The organism is Pseudofrankia sp. EUN1h (genome assembly GCF_001854645.1).
In the GTDB taxonomy this organism is placed as follows: domain Bacteria; phylum Actinomycetota; class Actinomycetes; order Frankiales; family Frankiaceae; genus Pseudofrankia; species Pseudofrankia saprophytica.
On the sequence record NZ_MBLN01000042.1, the window covers coordinates 39,924 to 56,176 of the forward strand.

13 protein-coding genes and 1 pseudogene are annotated in these 16,253 nt (G+C 70.8%); 5 read left to right on the forward strand and 9 right to left on the reverse strand.

Annotation, left to right across the window (positions count from 1 at the left end; all coding sequences use genetic code 11):
- Positions 1-17 precede the first annotated feature (17 nt).
- Both BCD49_RS09395 and BCD49_RS09400 read right to left on the reverse strand, forming a co-directional pair.
- Positions 18-215, reverse strand: a complete 198-nt coding sequence (locus BCD49_RS09395; protein WP_007508146.1) for a ferredoxin — start codon at positions 213-215, stop codon at positions 18-20.
- On the reverse strand, positions 212-1,423 hold the full coding sequence (locus tag BCD49_RS09400; protein ID WP_051466421.1) for a cytochrome P450: 1,212 nt from the start codon (positions 1,421-1,423) through the stop codon (positions 212-214). The genes BCD49_RS09395 and BCD49_RS09400 overlap by 4 nt, the downstream gene beginning before the upstream one ends.
- A gap of 573 nt (positions 1,424-1,996) precedes the next feature.
- Here BCD49_RS09400 and BCD49_RS09405 point away from each other — a divergent pair.
- On the forward strand, positions 1,997-3,604 hold the full coding sequence (locus BCD49_RS09405; RefSeq protein ID WP_007508142.1) for a FadR/GntR family transcriptional regulator: 1,608 nt from the start codon (positions 1,997-1,999) through the stop codon (positions 3,602-3,604).
- Positions 3,605-3,855: 251 nt separating this feature from the next.
- Here BCD49_RS09405 and BCD49_RS09410 read toward each other — a convergent pair whose 3' ends face one another.
- The 3 genes from BCD49_RS09410 to BCD49_RS09420 form a co-directional block, all read right to left on the reverse strand.
- Positions 3,856-5,454, reverse strand: coding sequence for a DHA2 family efflux MFS transporter permease subunit (locus BCD49_RS09410; RefSeq protein ID WP_007508140.1), 1,599 nt, complete (start codon positions 5,452-5,454; stop codon positions 3,856-3,858).
- 51 nt (positions 5,455-5,505) lie between these two features.
- Positions 5,506-6,138: a TetR/AcrR family transcriptional regulator gene (locus BCD49_RS09415; RefSeq protein ID WP_007508139.1), complete on the reverse strand. Its 633-nt coding sequence runs from the start codon at positions 6,136-6,138 to the stop codon at positions 5,506-5,508.
- 511 nt (positions 6,139-6,649) lie between these two features.
- A complete protein-coding gene (locus BCD49_RS09420; RefSeq protein WP_007508137.1) occupies positions 6,650-7,804 on the reverse strand; it encodes a thiolase family protein in 1,155 nt (384 codons plus the stop codon).
- Positions 7,805-8,176: 372 nt separating this feature from the next.
- Between BCD49_RS09420 and BCD49_RS09430 the strand changes: the two genes are divergently transcribed.
- From BCD49_RS09430 to BCD49_RS09440, 3 genes and pseudogenes are all read left to right on the forward strand, one after another.
- The gene (locus tag BCD49_RS09430) at positions 8,177-9,142 is read left to right on the forward strand and encodes an NAD(P)-dependent oxidoreductase (RefSeq protein ID WP_106410558.1); all 966 of its coding nucleotides are present in this window, start codon (positions 8,177-8,179) and stop codon (positions 9,140-9,142) included.
- A 186-nt stretch (positions 9,143-9,328) separates the two neighbouring features.
- Positions 9,329-10,543, forward strand: a complete 1,215-nt coding sequence (locus BCD49_RS09435; protein WP_071041441.1) for a CaiB/BaiF CoA transferase family protein — start codon at positions 9,329-9,331, stop codon at positions 10,541-10,543.
- Positions 10,540-12,106: pseudogene (locus BCD49_RS09440) on the forward strand (class I adenylate-forming enzyme family protein). The gene BCD49_RS09435 and the pseudogene BCD49_RS09440 overlap by 4 nt, the downstream one beginning before the upstream one ends.
- Positions 12,107-12,121: 15 nt before the next feature.
- Here the strand turns inward: BCD49_RS09440 and BCD49_RS09445 are convergent.
- The 3 genes from BCD49_RS09445 to BCD49_RS09455 all read right to left on the reverse strand — a co-directional run bounded on the left by BCD49_RS09445 (position 12,122) and on the right by BCD49_RS09455 (position 14,333).
- Entirely contained in the window at positions 12,122-12,598 is a 477-nt protein-coding gene (locus tag BCD49_RS09445; RefSeq protein WP_007508129.1) for a hypothetical protein, read from the reverse strand.
- Between the two features lie 123 nt (positions 12,599-12,721).
- The gene (locus tag BCD49_RS09450) at positions 12,722-13,867 is read right to left on the reverse strand and encodes a thiolase family protein (RefSeq protein ID WP_007508127.1); all 1,146 of its coding nucleotides are present in this window, start codon (positions 13,865-13,867) and stop codon (positions 12,722-12,724) included.
- Between the two features lie 10 nt (positions 13,868-13,877).
- Complete coding sequence (locus BCD49_RS09455) at positions 13,878-14,333, reverse strand: Zn-ribbon domain-containing OB-fold protein (RefSeq protein WP_083401365.1); 456 nt, start codon at positions 14,331-14,333, stop codon at positions 13,878-13,880.
- Between the two features lie 127 nt (positions 14,334-14,460).
- Here BCD49_RS09455 and BCD49_RS09460 point away from each other — a divergent pair, with 127 nt between their 5' ends.
- Positions 14,461-14,847, forward strand: a complete 387-nt coding sequence (locus BCD49_RS09460; RefSeq protein ID WP_007508122.1) for a cupin domain-containing protein — start codon at positions 14,461-14,463, stop codon at positions 14,845-14,847.
- 106 nt (positions 14,848-14,953) lie between these two features.
- On the opposite strand, the gene BCD49_RS09465 is transcribed toward BCD49_RS09460, so the two are convergent.
- Positions 14,954-16,138 (reverse strand): cytochrome P450, encoded by a 1,185-nt coding sequence (locus tag BCD49_RS09465; RefSeq protein WP_027141104.1) that lies wholly within the window; start codon positions 16,136-16,138, stop codon positions 14,954-14,956.
- Positions 16,139-16,253: the final 115 nt, after the last annotated feature.

Genomic DNA, 16,253 nt, shown 5'->3' on the forward strand with positions numbered 1-16,253 from the left:
TATTGATGTCCCAGTTCTCAGTCCGAGAGGACGACCGCGCCTTCCGGGCACACGCTGGCTGCCTTGCGGGCCTGCGCCTCGAGTTCCGGTGGAATGTCGGCGCCGGGGGCGCGCACGACGCCGCGTCCGTCCTCGTCGTCGACGACAAGATCGGGCGCGGTCTCCCAGCAGCGGGCGTGCCCGGCGCAGAGGTCGGAGTCGATGCAGATCTTCATGCGGCCGCTCCGGCCGGCCAGGCGAGCCGCAGGTGGTCGACGCCGCGTAAGAGCGAGCTGTTCCATTCCACGTCCGTGCCCGGCTGCAAGGAGTATTCAGGGATTCGGTCGTGCCAGACCCGCACCACGGTGCGCAGCTCCATGCGCGCCAGGTTCGATCCGAGGCAGCGGTGCGGTCCGCCACCGAACGCGAAGCTGCGCATCTCGCCGCGCCGCACGTCCACCTCGTCGGCGCCCGCCAGGCCGTCCGGGTCGACGTTGGCGGAGGCGAGCATGAGGTTGACGTCCGTCCCCTTGGGGATCACGGTGCCGTCCCGGAGCGTGATGTCCCGGGTGGCCTGGCGCCCGACCGCCTGCACCGGCGTCTCCCAGCGCAGGAGCTCCTCGATGAGGTCGACCTCCGAGCCTGGCTGTTCGACCAGCATCCTGCGCGCGTCGTCGTGGGCGGCGAGGAAGGCGAAGATGCACTCGAGGGAGATGGTCACGGTGTCCAGCCCGGCGGACAGTTGCAGGAAGCAGATGCGCACTATCTCGCTGTCGGTGAGTCTCTGCCCCTCGACCTCCACCTGCGTGAGATAGGTGATCAGGTCGTCACGCGGGTTCCCGCGACGGTCGGCCATCTCCTCGGTGAACCGGCCGTAGATCTCCATGGCCGTTTCGAGCTGGAGCTGCTGCGCCTGGCTCGGATCCTCGGCGACGACGTCCGGGCGGATCATGATGTCCTTCCACCGCACCAGCGCGTCGCGCTCTTCCAGCGGCAGGCCGAAGAGGCTCAGGAACGTCGAGCACGGCAGCGGTACCGCGACCTGCTGGGAGAAGTCGCAGCCGCCGTGGCCGATGAAGGCGTCGATCAGGTCGTTCGTGTGCTTCTCGACCGCGGGCTGCAGAGCCTTCATCCTGCGCGGGCCGAAGTAGGGGTCGAGCAGTCGGCGGTACTTCGCGTGCAGCGGCGGGTCGACATTGAGGGGGATGAGCGGCTCCTCGCTCCCCATGACCCCGCCGAAGTCGGACGTGAAGTCCTGCCAGTTCTTCAGCGCGTCCTCGACGTCGCGACGATTGAGTAAACAGGTGATGGTGTCGTTCTCGAGCAGCGGCGCCGTCGGCCCGTGGGCCCGCAGCTCGGCGAAGTAATCCCGAGGGCACGCTGATCGCTGGTGCATGAGCCGACGGCGCTCCTCGTCGGCGGGCGCCCGATCGCTGTACGACATATCGACCTTCCACAGGTGATCGAAGGGTGCGGCGTTTGTGTCTCACCAGGCGGGTGGGAACGGCGGGTTCGAGCAGCGCCCAGAAGGCCAAAGGAGATGCGAAAATGCTCCTCCTTCGCGCCTCAGGGCGCCCGCGGTGAACGCGTCAATGCCAGGCGGCGCGGCGGATACCCAGGCGTGGGTCGGGGCAGGGCCCGGCTGCCCTGACCGGCCGAGTCAGACCGGAAGCAGGGCGGCCTCGCCGGACGTTTCGGATCTTGCCGAACGTCATCTCGACCACCGTGTGCTCTCGGTGTCGATCTCGGATGGCATACATAAACATCTGACGAGGCTGGCCGTCAAGCGTCAACTTCCCGTTCGCGCTGACGACCTGGGTCGCTCCGCGAGCGGTAAACAGTTGACGAGGTGTCTCGTCTGCGGTTGTCTGCTGCCGTCGGCGGACAGATGGGCGGACAGGCGTGGAGGCCTCGCGGTGACAGACCAGCGGCCGTGGCCGTGGCCGGACGACATCTCACGCCTCTACTGGGACGGTGCCGCGGCGCGGCGGCGGTGCGGCGCGATGGTACTGATCGCATGATCGCCCAACCGGCCGACGTCGGCTCGGCAGGCGCGGACAGGTCGGCACGGGCGCCGCGCGAGGCGAAGGTCTCGCACCTCGTCGCGATGGAGCTGCGGCGGCAGATCCTGTCCGGTGAGCTCGTCGCCGACCAACAACTGGCGACCGAGGCGGAGCTCACCGCCACCTTCGACGTGTCGCGGGAAACCGTGCGTGAGGCGCTGCGGGTTCTCGAGTCGCAGTCGCTGGTCGAGGTCCGGCGCGGTCGCGGTGGCGGTGCCGTCGTCCGCCGTCCCGGAGTCGCCTCGATCGGCCGCTACCTCGCGCTTCTTCTGCAGCTGCGGGGAACGACGCTGGCGGATCTGGAGGATGCCCGGGCGGTCCTCGAGCCGCCACTCGCCGAGCGGTTCGCGGTTCGCTGCTCCGCCGCGGACCTGCACGTTCTCGGGCGGCTTCACGACCAGGAACGGGCGGCCGAGGATGATCCGCTGACGTTCGTCATGGCCGCGGCGGGGTTCGACACCGCGGTCACCGAGCGGTCTGGCAACCGGTCGGTCGGGCTCGTCGCCGGAATCTTCCGCGATGTCTACGCGGGACAGGTGTACGCGGCCGTCGCCCCCTCTGGCCCGGCGTCGGCGGAGCAGATCGCTCGGACGGTCGCCGAGTGCCACAGCGCGTTCCTGGACGCCGCCCTGCGGCGCGACGGGTCGAAGGCGAGAAGGGCATGGGCCGGCTACCTGGCCGTCACCAGCCCGCTCCTCGTCGACCGGGGGCGCAGCCGCCAGCCGATCGACGTCGTGCCACTGTGGCGGCCGCGGAACGCCCCCGCCGCGCCGGGGCAGTATCCCCCACCGGGGCAGCCGAACCGGTTGGCCGCGACGGTCGCGGACGAGATCAGGGCCCGCATCGCCGAGGGGCGTCTGGGAGACGGGGACAGGCTGCCGGGCCTGCCGGACCTGGCCGCGCAGTTCGGGGTCTCGCGGCCGACGTTGCGGGAGGCGCTACGGATCCTGGAAATGGAGTTCCTCGTCGACCTGCGTGCCGGCGACCGCAACGGGCCCCAGGTCCGGCATCCGTCGCCGCGGGTGGCGGTGCAGCTGGCCAGCACTGTCATGCAGGCCCGGCACGCCACGATGGGAGACTTCTTCCGCGCCGTCGCGATGATCGAGCCTTCCATGATCGAGCTGGCGGCGGCGAGGATGGATCCAGCGTCGCTGGCCACGCTGCGGTCGCTCGCCGCGGGCCTGACGGCACCGCCGAGGGACGCCTCCGACCTGTCGGAGGCCTGGACGACGGCGCGCCAGATCATCTTCGGGGCCACCCAGAATCCGGCGCTCGCCGTCATCGGCGAGGTCCTGCAGTGGGTCCGCCTGGACGCCCAGGCGAACCCCACGGCCGGCGCCGCGACCGACCCTGCGTGGCTCGCGGAGACGCATCGCCTGGTCGCGCTCTTCCCGGAACTGGTCGCCGCGTTCGAGGCCGAGGACAGCGCCCGCGCCGCGAGTGTCTGGGCCCAGTCCCTAGACGCCAACTCGCCGGACATCGAGTCCTCCGAGCTCGGCCGGCGGCTTGTGATCGACCTCATCGGTGAGAAGGAAGGTGTCCCGTGGACGTCGCAGACCTAGTCATGGTGAGCGTCGACGACCACGTCGTCGAGTCGGCCCACGGCCCGCCACCCGCGCGCCATTCCCGACTGGCTGTCGCGTGCCCCGGGGCGCGCCTGGTGAGACAGGTCAGAGCCCCGTCCCGGATCTGCTTGCCGGGTACGGGGCTCTGACCTTCTCGGGATCTGTACCGGACGTGGGAACGATCGGCTCTCGCCGTCCGTCGCCCGGCCGCTCTTCGAAGGGGCCGAAGCACCTCCGCGGCGGGACGGTCAGGACTTGGCGGGCTCGAGGTCGAGGCCGAGGCCGAGGGCCGACGCGGGCTCGACGGCGTAGTCGTCGGTGAGCTCGGTGACGGTGTCCGCTCGGCGCCGGGGCACGAGCAGGGAACCGAGCGCTCCGGCGCCCGTCACGGCCGCGCCGACGAGGAGGGCGAGGTGCAGCCCGTGGGTGAAGTCGATGGCGCTGGTGTAGCCCCCGGCCGCGGCGAACACCGAGGCCAGGACCCCGATGCCGAACACCCCGCCGACCTCGCGGACCGCGTTGTTGGTCCCGGACGCGACCCCCTCGTACTCGGGCGGCACGGACCCCATGACCACGTTGGCGACCGGGACGAAGAACAGGGCCATGCCGATGCCGGCGATGACGAAGGCGGGCACCAGGGCCAGGAACGTCGCGTCGGGGGCCAGGTCGGCGCGCATCCAGAGCAGCCCGCCGGTCATCATGGTCAGTCCGGCGATCATCAGCGGGCGCCCGCCGATGCGGTCGGACAGCGGGCCGGCGATCGGCGCCACGATCAGTGGCATCGCGGTCCAGGGCAGGGTACGCAGCCCGGCGCCCAGGGGCGAGTAGCCCATGACGTTCTGCAGGTACTGGGAGATCAGGAAGATCGAGCCGAACATCCCGAAGGAGAAGAAGACCGAGACGGCGTTGACCGCGGCGAACCCGCGCCGGCGGAACAGGCTCAGCGGCAGCATCGGGGCGCGTCCGGCCCGCTCGGACCGCAGCTCCCAGGCGACGAAGGCGGCGAGCCCCGCCGCGCCGGCGATGATGGCGCCGAGGACGCCGGTGCTGGTCCAGCCGTGGTCCTGGCCGCGGACCAGGCCGAGGACGATCCCGAACAGCCCCAGGCTGACCAGGACGGTGCCGACGATGTCCAGCCGGCTGGAGGCCTCGCGGCTCTCGGTGAGGCGAGCGAACGCCAGCGGGATCGCGGCGAGGCCGAGCGGGACGTTCAGCCAGAAGATCCACTGCCAGGCGGCGCCCTGCGTGATGGCCCCGCCGACGAGCGGTCCCAACGCGATGGCCAGGCCGGACACGGCGCCCCAGACGCCGAGCGCGGCGCCCCGGCGTGCCGGGGGGACCGCGGCCGACAGCAGGGTCATCGACAGGGGCAGCACGATCGCCCCGCCCACGCCCTGCACGGCCCTGGCCGCGATGAGCGCACCGACGCTGGGCGCCAACGCGGCGCCCGCGCTGGCCACCGTGAAGATGGCCAGGCCGGCGGCGAAGACGCGGCGCCGGCCGAGGCGGTCGCCCAGCGCCGCCGCGGGCAGCAGCAGGACGGCGAACGTCAGGGTGTAGGCGTTCACCGTCCATTCCAGTTCAGCCAGGCTGGCGTGCAGGCCCTCACGGATCGACGGCAGCGCCATCGTGACCACCAGGTTGTCCAGGGAGGTCATGAACGCCGCGATGCACGTGACCACGAAGGTCCAGGTGAGGCGGCTCCGGTCGGTGGTCATCGGTTTCCCTTCGAGGTAGTGACTGACCACTAGCTTGTGCGGGTACAAAAAGCGCAGGCTGTTCAGCGAAGGTGCGGGTGGCGACAGAGCCCGGACGAGAGTGGGCCCGGGTGGTGGCTGTCGGTCCATGCCCGGAAGCGACCGGCCGCTTCCTACTCCGGCGGGGAATGATCCAGATGTTCAGTTCGCATCGACATCGGCATCCGGCTCGGTGGTCGCGCCCATGAAGCCCTTGCCGAGGGCTTCCTTGGTGGCCTTCATGCCCGGGCCTGGCCCGTCGGGAGGACAGATGATCTGAGCCCAGCGCTCGTCGACGGCCGGCAGGTCCATGGCCGCGGAGACGTTGCAGAGCATCCCCATGGCGAAGAACGCGCGCAGCACGTTGACGTCCATGCCGGCAAGGCGCTCGACGGTGTACCACAGGTCACGGAACCCTCGCCGGGTCGCGGCCCGGATGTCGGGGTCGCCGCAGGCCGCGTAGGCCTGCATCTGCATCAGCAGATAGCTGGGCTCGGCCAACAGGCCGTTGTAGGCCTCGGCCATGGCGGTCAGGGCCTCGTCTCCGGTCCGCTCGCCCACCGCGTTCTCGAATGTGGCGACCGTCCGGGCGAATGTCTCCTTCACCGCCGCCAGGAACAGGCCCTTCTTCGAGCCGAACAACCGGAACAGGTACGGCTGGGAGATCCCGACCGCCGCGGCGATCGTTTCGGTCGACGTTCCCTCCAGCCCGCCCCGGGCGAACTCCGCCACGGCCGCCGCGAGCACCGACGTGCGGCGCTCGTCCGCGGTCTGCCTTGTGCCCGTCGTAGCCATGGCTCGAAGTTAGTGCCCAATCACTTCCTCGTCAAGCCTCGGCGGGGCCGGTTTGCCGGCAGTCGCCCGGACGACAGCGCTAGGCGACTTCAGCCATCGGTCCATCGACCGGCGGGCCAGCGACCAGCGGCCAGTTCCTAACGTTCAAGCGCGCCGCAACCGGGCTGGCGCGGAGGCGCGCCTCCGCCGCACGCCGCCCGCACGGAGCGAACCAGAGACACCCTTCTGCCCCGGCCTGCTGGATCGTTCGGCTCGCGAGCGAAGCGAGGTGCCCCCGCTGGGTCGGCTGGATCGGGCTGCTTGTGGTTCGCTGACGTTCAGCGGCGGGTGACCACGCGGCGCGGAGGCGCGCCTCCGCGGAGGCCCCGCCCATGAGCGCAGCGAAGTGGGTTGGGCCGCAGCGGAGGTCGCCGGAGCGCCCGTGAGCGGAGGAGGACGGCGCGCGGAGGTCCCTTCCGCAGCGAAGCAAGGAAGGGGCCGGAGCGCGCCGCCCGCACGGAGCGAACCAATGTCAGAGCAGCTCGAGGATGGTGGCGTTGGCCTGGCCGCCGCCCTCGCACATGGTCTGCAGGCCGTAGCGGATCCCGTTGTCCCGCATGTGGTTGACCAGCGTCGTCATGATCCGGGCGCCGGAGCCGCCGAGCGGGTGGCCGAGCGCGATCGCGCCGCCGTTCGGGTTCAGCGCCTTCGCGTCGGCGCCGATGTCGGCCAGCCACGCGAGCGGGACCGAGGCGAACGCCTCGTTCACCTCGAACGCGCCGATGTCGCCGAGGCCCAGGCCCGAGCGCGCCAGGATCTTCTGGGTCGCCGGGATCGGCGCGGTCAGCATGATGACCGGGTCCGAGCCGGCGAGCGCGACGCTGTGGATCCGGGCGATGGGGGTGAGCCCCAGCTCGGCGGCCTTCTCGCCGGTCATGATCAACAGGGCGGCCGAGCCGTCGGAGATCTGCGAGGAGTTGGCGGCGGTGATCACGCCGCCCTCCTCGGCCGGCTTGAACACGGTCTTCAGCTTGGCCAGGCCCTCGACGGTGCCGCCGCGGCGGATGCCCTCGTCCCGGCTGATGACGGTGCCGTCCGCGAGCGTCACCGGCACTATCTGCGCGTCGAAACGGCCGTCGTCCTGCGCGGCGGCCGCCTTCTCGTGCGAGGCGATCGAGAACTCGTCGCACTGGGCGCGCGACAGGCCCCAGCGTTCGGCGATCATCTCCGCGCCGACGCCCTGGTTCGGGAAGACGCCGTCGTAGCGAGCCATGTAGCGCTCCCCGAAGGGCGACTTGTCGAGCAGCGAGGTGCCCATCGGCACCCGGGACATCGATTCGACGCCGCCCGCGATGACGACGTCGTAGTGGCCGGCGACGACCCCGGCGGCGGCGAAGTGCACGGCCTGTTGGGACGAGCCGCACTGCCGGTCGACGGTGACGCCGGTGACGGTCTCCGGGAAGCCGGCGGCCAGCGCCGCGTTGCGGCCGATGTCGAAGGTCTGCTCGCCGACCTGGCCGACGCAGCCCCACACGACGTCCTCGACCAGCGCCGGGTCCACGCCCGCCCGCTCCACCAGGGCGGCGAGCACGAGCGCCGACAGGTCGGTCGGGTGCACGCTCGAGAGTCCGCCGTTGCGCTTGCCGACCGGGGTACGGACGGCCTCCACGATCACTGCGTCACGCATGCCAGCCGCTCCTGTAGCAGTACTGGGAGTTGTCTCTTGTAACACCGTAGTGACAGTCGCCACCGCGGTCGCCTGATCCGCCGATGGGGCTGGRCAGATCACCCCGATTGGTCGCATACCGGCGCGGTGCCGGCGGGTAGGCGCGCCTGGCGCCCCCGCCCGGCAGCCGATAAGTAAACGTACACTCATTTAAGGTCGGCGACGTCCGGTTCCGGATGGGTGACTCGCCCGCGCCGCGGGACGGTTCCGGTCGCGAGGCGGTTCCGGTCGGGGGCGGTTCCGGTCCGGCGGTTCTCTGGCCACGGACTATTAGGGTGGTGAGACGTGTCTGCCTCCGCCTCGTCCTCTTCCGCCGCACCCTCCTCCGGGGCGCTGTCCTCCGCCGAGGCGCCGGCCATCGCGCCGCCCGCGGCGGCCGCACCGTCGTCGACCCGCGTCGGGTGGATCGGCGCCGGCGTCATGGGCGCCGCCATGGCCGGCCACCTGCTGCGTGCCGGCTACCCGCTCACGGTGACCACCAGGACGCGGGACCGCGCCAAGGCGCTGCTGGACGAGGGCGCCAGCTGGGCCGACACCCCGGCCGGGGTCGCCGCGGCCAGCGACGTGGTGTTCTCGATGGTCGGCTTCCCCGAGGACGTGCGCGAGGTGCTGCTCGGGCCGGACGGGGCGCTGTCCGGCGCTCGGCCCGGCGCGGTCCTGGTGGACATGACGACCAGTGAGCCGGCGCTCGCCATCGAGGTCGCCGAGGCGGCCGCGGCGCGCGGCGTGCACGCGCTGGACGCGCCGGTCTCCGGTGGCGACGTCGGCGCCCGCAACGCCACCCTGTCGATCATGATTGGCGGTCCGGCGGAGGTCGTCGACGCGGTTCGCCCGTGCCTGGACGCGATGGGGAAGTCGATCATCCGGCAGGGCGGGCCTGGCGCCGGGCAGCACACCAAGATGGTCAACCAGATCCTGATCGCGTCCACGATGGTCGGCGTGACCGAGGCGCTGCTCTACGCCTACCGGTCGGGCCTGGACGTGGAGCGGGTACTCGAGTCCGTCTCGGGCGGGGCGGCCGGCAGCTGGTCGCTGTCGAACCTGGCGCCCAGGATCGTCGCCGGCAACTTCGCCCCCGGGTTCTTCGTCGATCACTTCGTCAAGGACCTCGGCATCGCGCTCGCCGAGGCCCGGCGTGCCCGCCTCGCCCTGCCGGGCCTCGCCCTCGCGAACCAGCTCTACGTCGCCCTGCAGGGTCAGGGCCGCGGCCGCGACGGCACCCAGTCCCTCGTCCACGCGCTCGCGGCCATGTCCGGCCAGTCCTTCCCGCCGTCGGCGGCTCCTGGGCCGGCTTCCTGAACCGGCCTCCAAGCCCGCCTCCGTGACCGATGATGGCCCTGTGACGTCGAGTTCGTCACGGTAAGTAATTGAAGGGCGACGGGTGCTGTGCTTGCGCGGCACAGGTCGGGCCCGGGAGTATGAGTTGACGCAAATGTTAGAACTCCGGCCGGCGYGATGCCGGCCGTGTGCGACTGGAGGCACTGGATGACCGCGGTGATGCAGGGCGTGCGGATCCTCGAGGTCGCGGAGCACACGTTCGTTCCCGCGGCGTCCGCGCTGTTAGCGGACCTGGGCGCCGACGTCATCAAGATCGAGCATGTCGAGCGCGGCGACGCGATGCGCGGCCTCGCCACCTCGGGGAYGGTCAGCATCCCCATGAACGTCCACGTGCTGTTCGAGCACTCGAACCKGGGGAAGCGCAGCCTCGCGCTCGACCTGACCTCGCCCGAGGGCCTCGACATCGTCTACAAGCTGGCCGCCACCTCGGACGTCTTCCTCACCAACAAGCTGCCGCGGGTCCGCAAGAAGCTGAAGATTGAGCTCGACGACATCCGCGCGCAGAACCCGAACATCATCTACACGAGTGGCACGGGCCAGGGCGAGCGCGGTCCGGAGGCCGACCGCGGCGCGTACGACTTCCTCGCCTTCTGGCAGCGTGCCGGCGTCGCCATGGGCGCCACCCCGTCCGACTCGGACGTCCTGGTCGGCCCACCCGGCCCCGGCTTCGGCGACTCGATCGGGGCGATGACCATCGCCGGCGGCATCATGGGCGCCCTGTTCCACCGGGAGCGCACCGGCGAGGCGACCACCGTGGACGTCTCGCTGCTGAGCTCCGGCCTGTGGGCGATGGGCCAGGCGCTGTCGCTGTCGCTGCTCATGAAGACGCCGTGGCAGGGCCCGCCGTCGGGACACCGCAGCAACCCGCTGGTCGGCAGCTACCGGACCAAGGACGGGCGCTGGCTCGGCTTCTCCTGCCTGCAGGCGGGGCACTACTGGGCGGAGGYGTGCGCCGTGCTCGGACGGCCCGAGCTCGCGACCGACCCGCGCTTCGCCGACCACGCGTCCCTGATGGCGAACAAGGTGGAGGCGAGCGAGATCCTCGCCGCGGAGTTCGCGACCCGCCCGGTCGAGGAATGGCGGGAGCGGTTCGCGGACTTCTCCGGGCAGTGGACGGTCGTCCAGAGCACGCTGGAGGCCGCGACCGACCCGCAGAGCGTGGCGAACGGCTACGTCCAGGACCTTGAGAACGCGGCCGGCACCCCGTTCCAGATGACCGCCGTCCCGGTGCAGTTCGGCGGCGCGCCGGCGCCGACGCGGCGAGCACCCGACTTCAACGAGCACGCCGACGAGGTCCTCGGTGAGCTCGGCCTGGACTTCGAGGCGGTGCTGGACCTCAAGCTGCGCGGCATCGTCGCATGACCACGGCCGCCGCTGAGGTCATCCCGGTCAGCATCGGCGGCCGGATTCGCCAGCTCGGCGCCGAGCGGCCGCGGGACGAGGCGCTGTGGTGCATCGCGCTCGACGGCGCCGAGTCGTCGTTCACCTGGGAGTGGCTGGACCGGCGGTCGAGCCAGATCGCCGGGGCGTTCGCGGCGCGCGGCGTCGGCGTGGGGGACCGCATCGGCCTCGGGCTGCGCAACTCGCCGCAGATGGTGGTGGCGGCGTTCGCGGCGTGGAAGATCGGGGCCGTGCCGGTGCCGGTGCGCTGGGACGTACCGGACTGGGAGCTCGCCCGCGTCCTGAAGGTCATCGCTCCCAAGGTCCACCTGAGCGCGGCGGACCTCGACTGGATCGACGCCACCGCGGGCGACCCGGTACCGGACCTGCCCGAGGTCACGGCTCCGCATCTGCAGGGCATCTGCAGCAGCGGGTCGACGGGCCTGCCGAAGGTGATCGTCAACGAGCGACCGGCGATCTACGACGCCCGGATGGCGATCCCGGTGGTCGCCACCTGGCGGACCGTGGCCCCGACCCAGTCGGTCCTGGTGATGGCGCCGATGTACCACGCCAACGGGTTCACCACGCTGTACAACCTGCTCGCCGGCGACCGGCTGATCGTGTTGACGAAGTTCGACGCGGCCACGGCCGTCGACGCGATCGAGCGCCACCGGATCTCGCAGTTCACCGCGGCGCCCACCATGCTTCAGCGGATCGCCGACCTTCCCGGCGTCGACGCCCGCGACTTCTCCAGCATCGAGTGGATCACGCAGGGTGCGGCGCCGATGCCGCCTTCGCTGGTGCACCGGTGGGCGAAGCTGATCGGCCCGGAGAAGATCTTCATGATCTACGGGATGACCGAGGGGCTCGGCTTCACGGCGCTGTTCGGCGACGAGTGGATGGGTCACCAGGGCAGCGTCGGGCGCGGCATCCGCGGCACCGAGGTCCGGATCCTCGACCCCGACGGCAACGAGCTGCCGACCGGGGAGATCGGCGACGTCTACCTGCGTAGCGGCGCTGGCATCAACAGCGTCGGCGGTTACCACTACCTCGGCACCGCTCCCCGGATGCGCACCACCGAGGACGGCTTCGCCACCGCCGGCGACATGGGCCACCTCGACGAGGACGGCTACCTCTACCTCGCCGACCGGCGCGTCGACATGATCATCACCGGGGGTGCGAACGTGTTCCCCGCCGAGGTCGAGGCGGCGCTCGTCGACCACCCGGCCATAGCCGACGTCGTCGTCATCGGTCTGCGCGACGAGGAGTGGGGCCGGCGGGTACACGCCCTCGTCGAGCCCGCCGACCGGGCGGCGCCGCCGACCGAGGCCGAGATCATCGCCTACGCGAAGAGCCGCCTGGCCGCGTACAAGGTCCCCAAGACGATCGAGTTCCTCGACGCCATCCCGCGCAGCGAGGCGATGAAGGTCAACCGAGGCGCTCTCGTCTCCGCCCGCGGCGGCTGAGCCGAGCCGACGACGTCCCGCAGGCCCGCAGGCCCGGCAGGTCCCGCCGGCGGGACCTGCCGGCCGGCCGGCAGCGTGACACGGGTGCGGCTGGCTATCCCGAGATCTCGATGCCCTCGTAGCTTCCCAGCATCTCCGGGTCCGGCAGGGCCATCTGGAGGTAGACGGAGAGGTGAGTGATCTTGCCGGCCTCGTCGAAGTCATAGACCGTGGCCGAGTTGACGACGCTGGTGTGGTCGCCGACCCGGCTGCGTTCCTCCAGCTCCAGGAGCACGACCCCACCGGCCTCGGTGATCCGCCGGAACGAGCACTCCCACTCGGAGGTGCTGGCCCAGGTCGTCAGGAAGGCGGCGTACTCGGGCCAACTCATGACCTCTTTGAAGTTGCCGACCCGCTCGAACTCCGCCACGTCGACCAGTGCGGCGACGGGTGCCCAGCGCTCGACGGTGAACCCGGGCTGCTTGGCCGCGTCGACCATCGTCTTCATGAGTCGCGAGTACTCCAGGACGACGCGTGATCGGCCGGTGTAGTCACCGATGACCTCGTCGACGTCACGTAAGGCGGGCGCCATTACCTCTCCACTGGTGTGTGCGAACGGATCGGACCCTGCGACGGGGATTGCCCGGCCCGGGAGGACCCCGGGCCGGGACGGCTCAGCGAGAGATCAGCGACAGATCAGCGGATCAGCGGGAGATCAAAGGGAGAGGATGGCGACGCCGGCGGTGCCGGGGGCGCCGTAGAGCTGGCCGTAGCCGACGCGCGGGGTGCCGGGGATCTGTCGGTCACCCGCGGTGCCGCGCAGCTGCCTGGTCAGTTCGTAGACCTGGCGGAGGCCGGAGGCGCCGATCGGCTCGCCGTTGGCGATGAGGCCGCCGTCGGTGTTGACCGGGAGGCTGCCGCCGATCTCGGTGGCGCCCTCGGCGTACAGGCGTTCCTGCTCGCCGTCCTTGCACAGGCCGTTCTCGGCGAGGTGGATCACCTCGGCGCCCGCGTCGGTGTCCTGCAGCTGCGCGACGTCGACGTCCTCGGGCCCGATGCCGGCCATCTCGTAGGCGGCCCGGGAGGCGTAGACGGTGGGTGCCTCGTCCCGTTCCAGCGGTAGCCACGGGCTGTGGACCTCGAAGGCGCCGAGCCTGCGGGTCCGCACGACGGAGGCCTTCAGGTAGATCGGGTTGCTGGTGTACTTGTGCGCGACGCTGGCCTTGCACAGGATGACGGCGGCCGCGCCCTCGTCCGGCGAGCAGAACATGTACTGCGTCAGCGGGTCGTTCACCATCCGCGCGCCGAGGATCTGCTCCTCGCTCATGGGGGTGCGCCGGAACGCCTCCGGGCTGATCGCGCCGTTGCGGTAGTTCTTGGCCGCGACCTTCGCCAGCGTCGCCGGGCTGATGCCATGGTCGTACATGTACCGCTGGATCTTCATGGCGAAGAACTTGGGCGTGAGGAACAGGCCGGTCTCGCCGTACCAGGCCGGCAGGCCGTACTCCTCCGAGTAGGAGGCGAAGGCGCCGGTCGGGTGCTTGTCCATGCCGATCGCGATACCGAGGTCGTACTCGCCGAGGCGGATCGTGTTCGCCGCCTGGGTCAGCGCGCTCGCCGCCGTCGCGCAGCCGTTGTAGACGTCCGTGATCGGGATCCCGGTCAGGCCGAGGAAGTTGACGACCGCATCGGGGTTGTCGACCTCGAAACTGCCCGCGAAGCCGAACTGGATCTGCTTCCATTCCAGACCGGCGTCGGCGAGCGCCGCGCGCACCGCCGCCGCACCGAGGTGAATAGCGGACTGGCCGGGGAACCGGCCGAACGGGGTCCTGCCGACACCGATGATCGCGACGTCGTCCATGGYGGCCGCCTCAGCTCTTCTCGACGGACTGGGTCTCGACGGACCCGGTGACGKGACGGAAGGCGTACGTCAGCACCTCGGTGCCGTCGGCGTCCGCGGCGAAGGGGATGACGGTCAGCTCCATCTCCTGGCCGATCTGAAGCGGCTCGTCGACACCCACCGCGAGCCGGGCCTCGACCMGGGCCTCCGGAAGCTCGATGTAGCCGACGCCGTAGCCCACGAAGTCCTTCGCCGGCTCGGTGCCGAGGTAGGGCGGGTTCTTCGGCTGGAACCGCTGCCGGGTCCACGTCCACAGCGTGCCCCGCGTCGACAGCCGGGTCTCGGCGACGTCCAGGGAGCCACACTTCGGGCAGTTCGGGTAGGCGGGGAACGCGATCAGGCCACAGACCTGACACTTCGACCCGATGAGCCGGGGCTCGTCCGACGGCCAGTCGAACAGGCCTTCCGCGACGACGCGTTGCGTCAAGACCGCCCCCTTTCTCCAAATTTGATATCGGCGTCAGTATAAGGAGGCCATCGGGCACTCACCACCGTTGTGGAGATCATCTCCAGCTGGGAGGCCCGACCCAATCGCCCGCTGGGACAATGTCGCCATGCCCGAGCCAGTCGATCGTCTCAGCGCCCCGCACCACGTATGGGGCGAGGTGTCGGACGGGTGGCGCCTCGTCGACCAGCCTGGCCTGTCCGTCGTGGAGGAGCGCGTCCCGGCGGGCGCGGGGGAGGAATGGCATGTCCACGCCGAGGCGCGCCAGTTCTTCTACGTGCTCGAAGGCGAGGCGGTCATGCGAACGGCCGACGGCGAGGTGGCGCTGGCCCCGGGCAGGGGTGTCGAGATACCTCCCGGAATGCCTCACCAGATCTTCAACCGCGGGCCGGGCGACGTCCGGTTTCTCGTGATCAGCGCGCCCAGCACCCGTGCCGACCGCGTGGCCACCGCGCCGCCACCGTCGCGGGGCGAGGAGCCCGCGGGAACCGACTGATCCCCGGGCCGCCGCTCGGCAACGCTGACGAGCGGCGGGGTCGGGGGGCGGCGGTGCCGGTGGGCGAGCCCGAGACGGTCCGCCCACCAGCCGCGCCTGGCGGGGCTCAGAGCAGGATCGGCAGCTTCTCGTAGCCGCGCACGGTGCTGGTGTGCAGCCGGTGCACGTTGTCGTGGTCGATCTCCCAGGTCGGGAACCGCTTCAGGACCTCCTCCAGCGCGACCCGGCCCTCCATCCGCGCGAGCGAGGCGCCGAGGCAGAAGTGCGGGCCGTGCCCGAAGCTCACGTGGCTGTCGAACTTGCGCCGGATGTCGTAGGTGTCGGCGTCGGGGTACTTGCGCTCGTCCCGGTTGGCCGCGGCGGTCAGCAGCAGCACCTTGGAATGCGTCGGGATCGTGACCCCGTGCATCTCCAGCTCGCGGGTGGTCGTGCGGCCCTGCACGGGGGAGGGGGCCTCGTACCGCAGCGTCTCCTCGACGGCGCCGGAGAGCAGCGTCGGGTCCGCGACGAGCGCGGCGCGCTGGTCGGGGTGCTCGGCGAGCAGCGCGCAGGCCCAGCCGAGGAGGCGGGCGACGGTCTCGGTGCCGGCGGAGACGAGCAGGTTGGTGAAGTCGGTCGCCTCTTTGGTGGTCAGCTTGCGGGTGCCGTCGGCGGTCTTGATCTCGGCCTCGGTCAGCGCCGTCATGACGTCATCGCGCGGCGCCTTGCGGCGGGCCTCGATCGTCTCGCTGAAGATCTCGTGCAGCTTGATCTGGGCCCCGAAGGAGATGTCGTTGACCATCCCCTTCTCCGGGTCGATGTAGAAGGTGGTGTCGATCAGCTTCCGGACGTCCTCGCGGTCCGCCGGGTCGACGCCGATCAGCTCGGAGATGACCATCGAGGGCAGGATCGCGGAGAAGTCCTGGACGAAGTCGAAGCCGCCGCTGCCGACCCGCTCGTCGAGCAGCTGGGCGCACAGCGTGCGGATGTGGCTCTCCAGCGCGGCGATCCGGCGCGGGGTGAAGCCGCGGGACACCAGCACGCGCATCATCGTGTGCGACGGCGGGTCCGTGAAGATGATCATGCCGTTGTCGTAGGGCTGGTCGCCCATGATCTCGAGCACCGTGCCGTAGGCGGAGCTGAAGGTCGCCGGGTCGAGGCTCGCGTCGTCGACGTCCTTGAACCGGGACAGGGCGTAGAAACCGAACTTCTCGTTGTGGTACACCGGCACCTCGTCGCGCATCCGGTGCCACACCGGATACGGGTTGGTGTCGATCACCGTGTCGTACGGGTCCCAGTACAGTTCCGTCACGTCCGCGACCTTCATTCGGGAGACAAACCGGATTCGGCTGACGGCGGCGCGCCCCGTGGCGACGCGGCCGCCGTCCGGCAGGTGTCGGCGAGTGGCCATCGGCCAGGGCAGGCCG

Excerpts from the sequence above, each read along its gene's own strand:
- BCD49_RS09395 (WP_007508146.1), bottom strand. The coding sequence starts at position 215 with ATGAAGATCTGCATCGACTCCGACCTCTGCGCCGGGCACGCCCGCTGC.
- BCD49_RS09400 (WP_051466421.1), bottom strand. The coding sequence starts at position 1,423 with ATGTCGTACAGCGATCGGGCGCCCGCCGACGAGGAGCGCCGTCGGCTC.
- BCD49_RS09405 (WP_007508142.1), top strand. The coding sequence starts at position 1,997 with ATGATCGCCCAACCGGCCGACGTCGGCTCGGCAGGCGCGGACAGGTCG.
- BCD49_RS09410 (WP_007508140.1), bottom strand. The coding sequence starts at position 5,454 with ATGGACCGACAGCCACCACCCGGGCCCACTCTCGTCCGGGCTCTGTCG.
- BCD49_RS09415 (WP_007508139.1), bottom strand. The coding sequence starts at position 6,138 with ATGGCTACGACGGGCACAAGGCAGACCGCGGACGAGCGCCGCACGTCG.
- BCD49_RS09420 (WP_007508137.1), bottom strand. The coding sequence starts at position 7,804 with ATGCGTGACGCAGTGATCGTGGAGGCCGTCCGTACCCCGGTCGGCAAG.
- BCD49_RS09445 (WP_007508129.1), bottom strand. The coding sequence starts at position 12,598 with ATGGCGCCCGCCTTACGTGACGTCGACGAGGTCATCGGTGACTACACC.
- BCD49_RS09450 (WP_007508127.1), bottom strand. The coding sequence starts at position 13,867 with ATGGACGACGTCGCGATCATCGGTGTCGGCAGGACCCCGTTCGGCCGG.
- BCD49_RS09460 (WP_007508122.1), top strand. The coding sequence starts at position 14,461 with ATGCCCGAGCCAGTCGATCGTCTCAGCGCCCCGCACCACGTATGGGGC.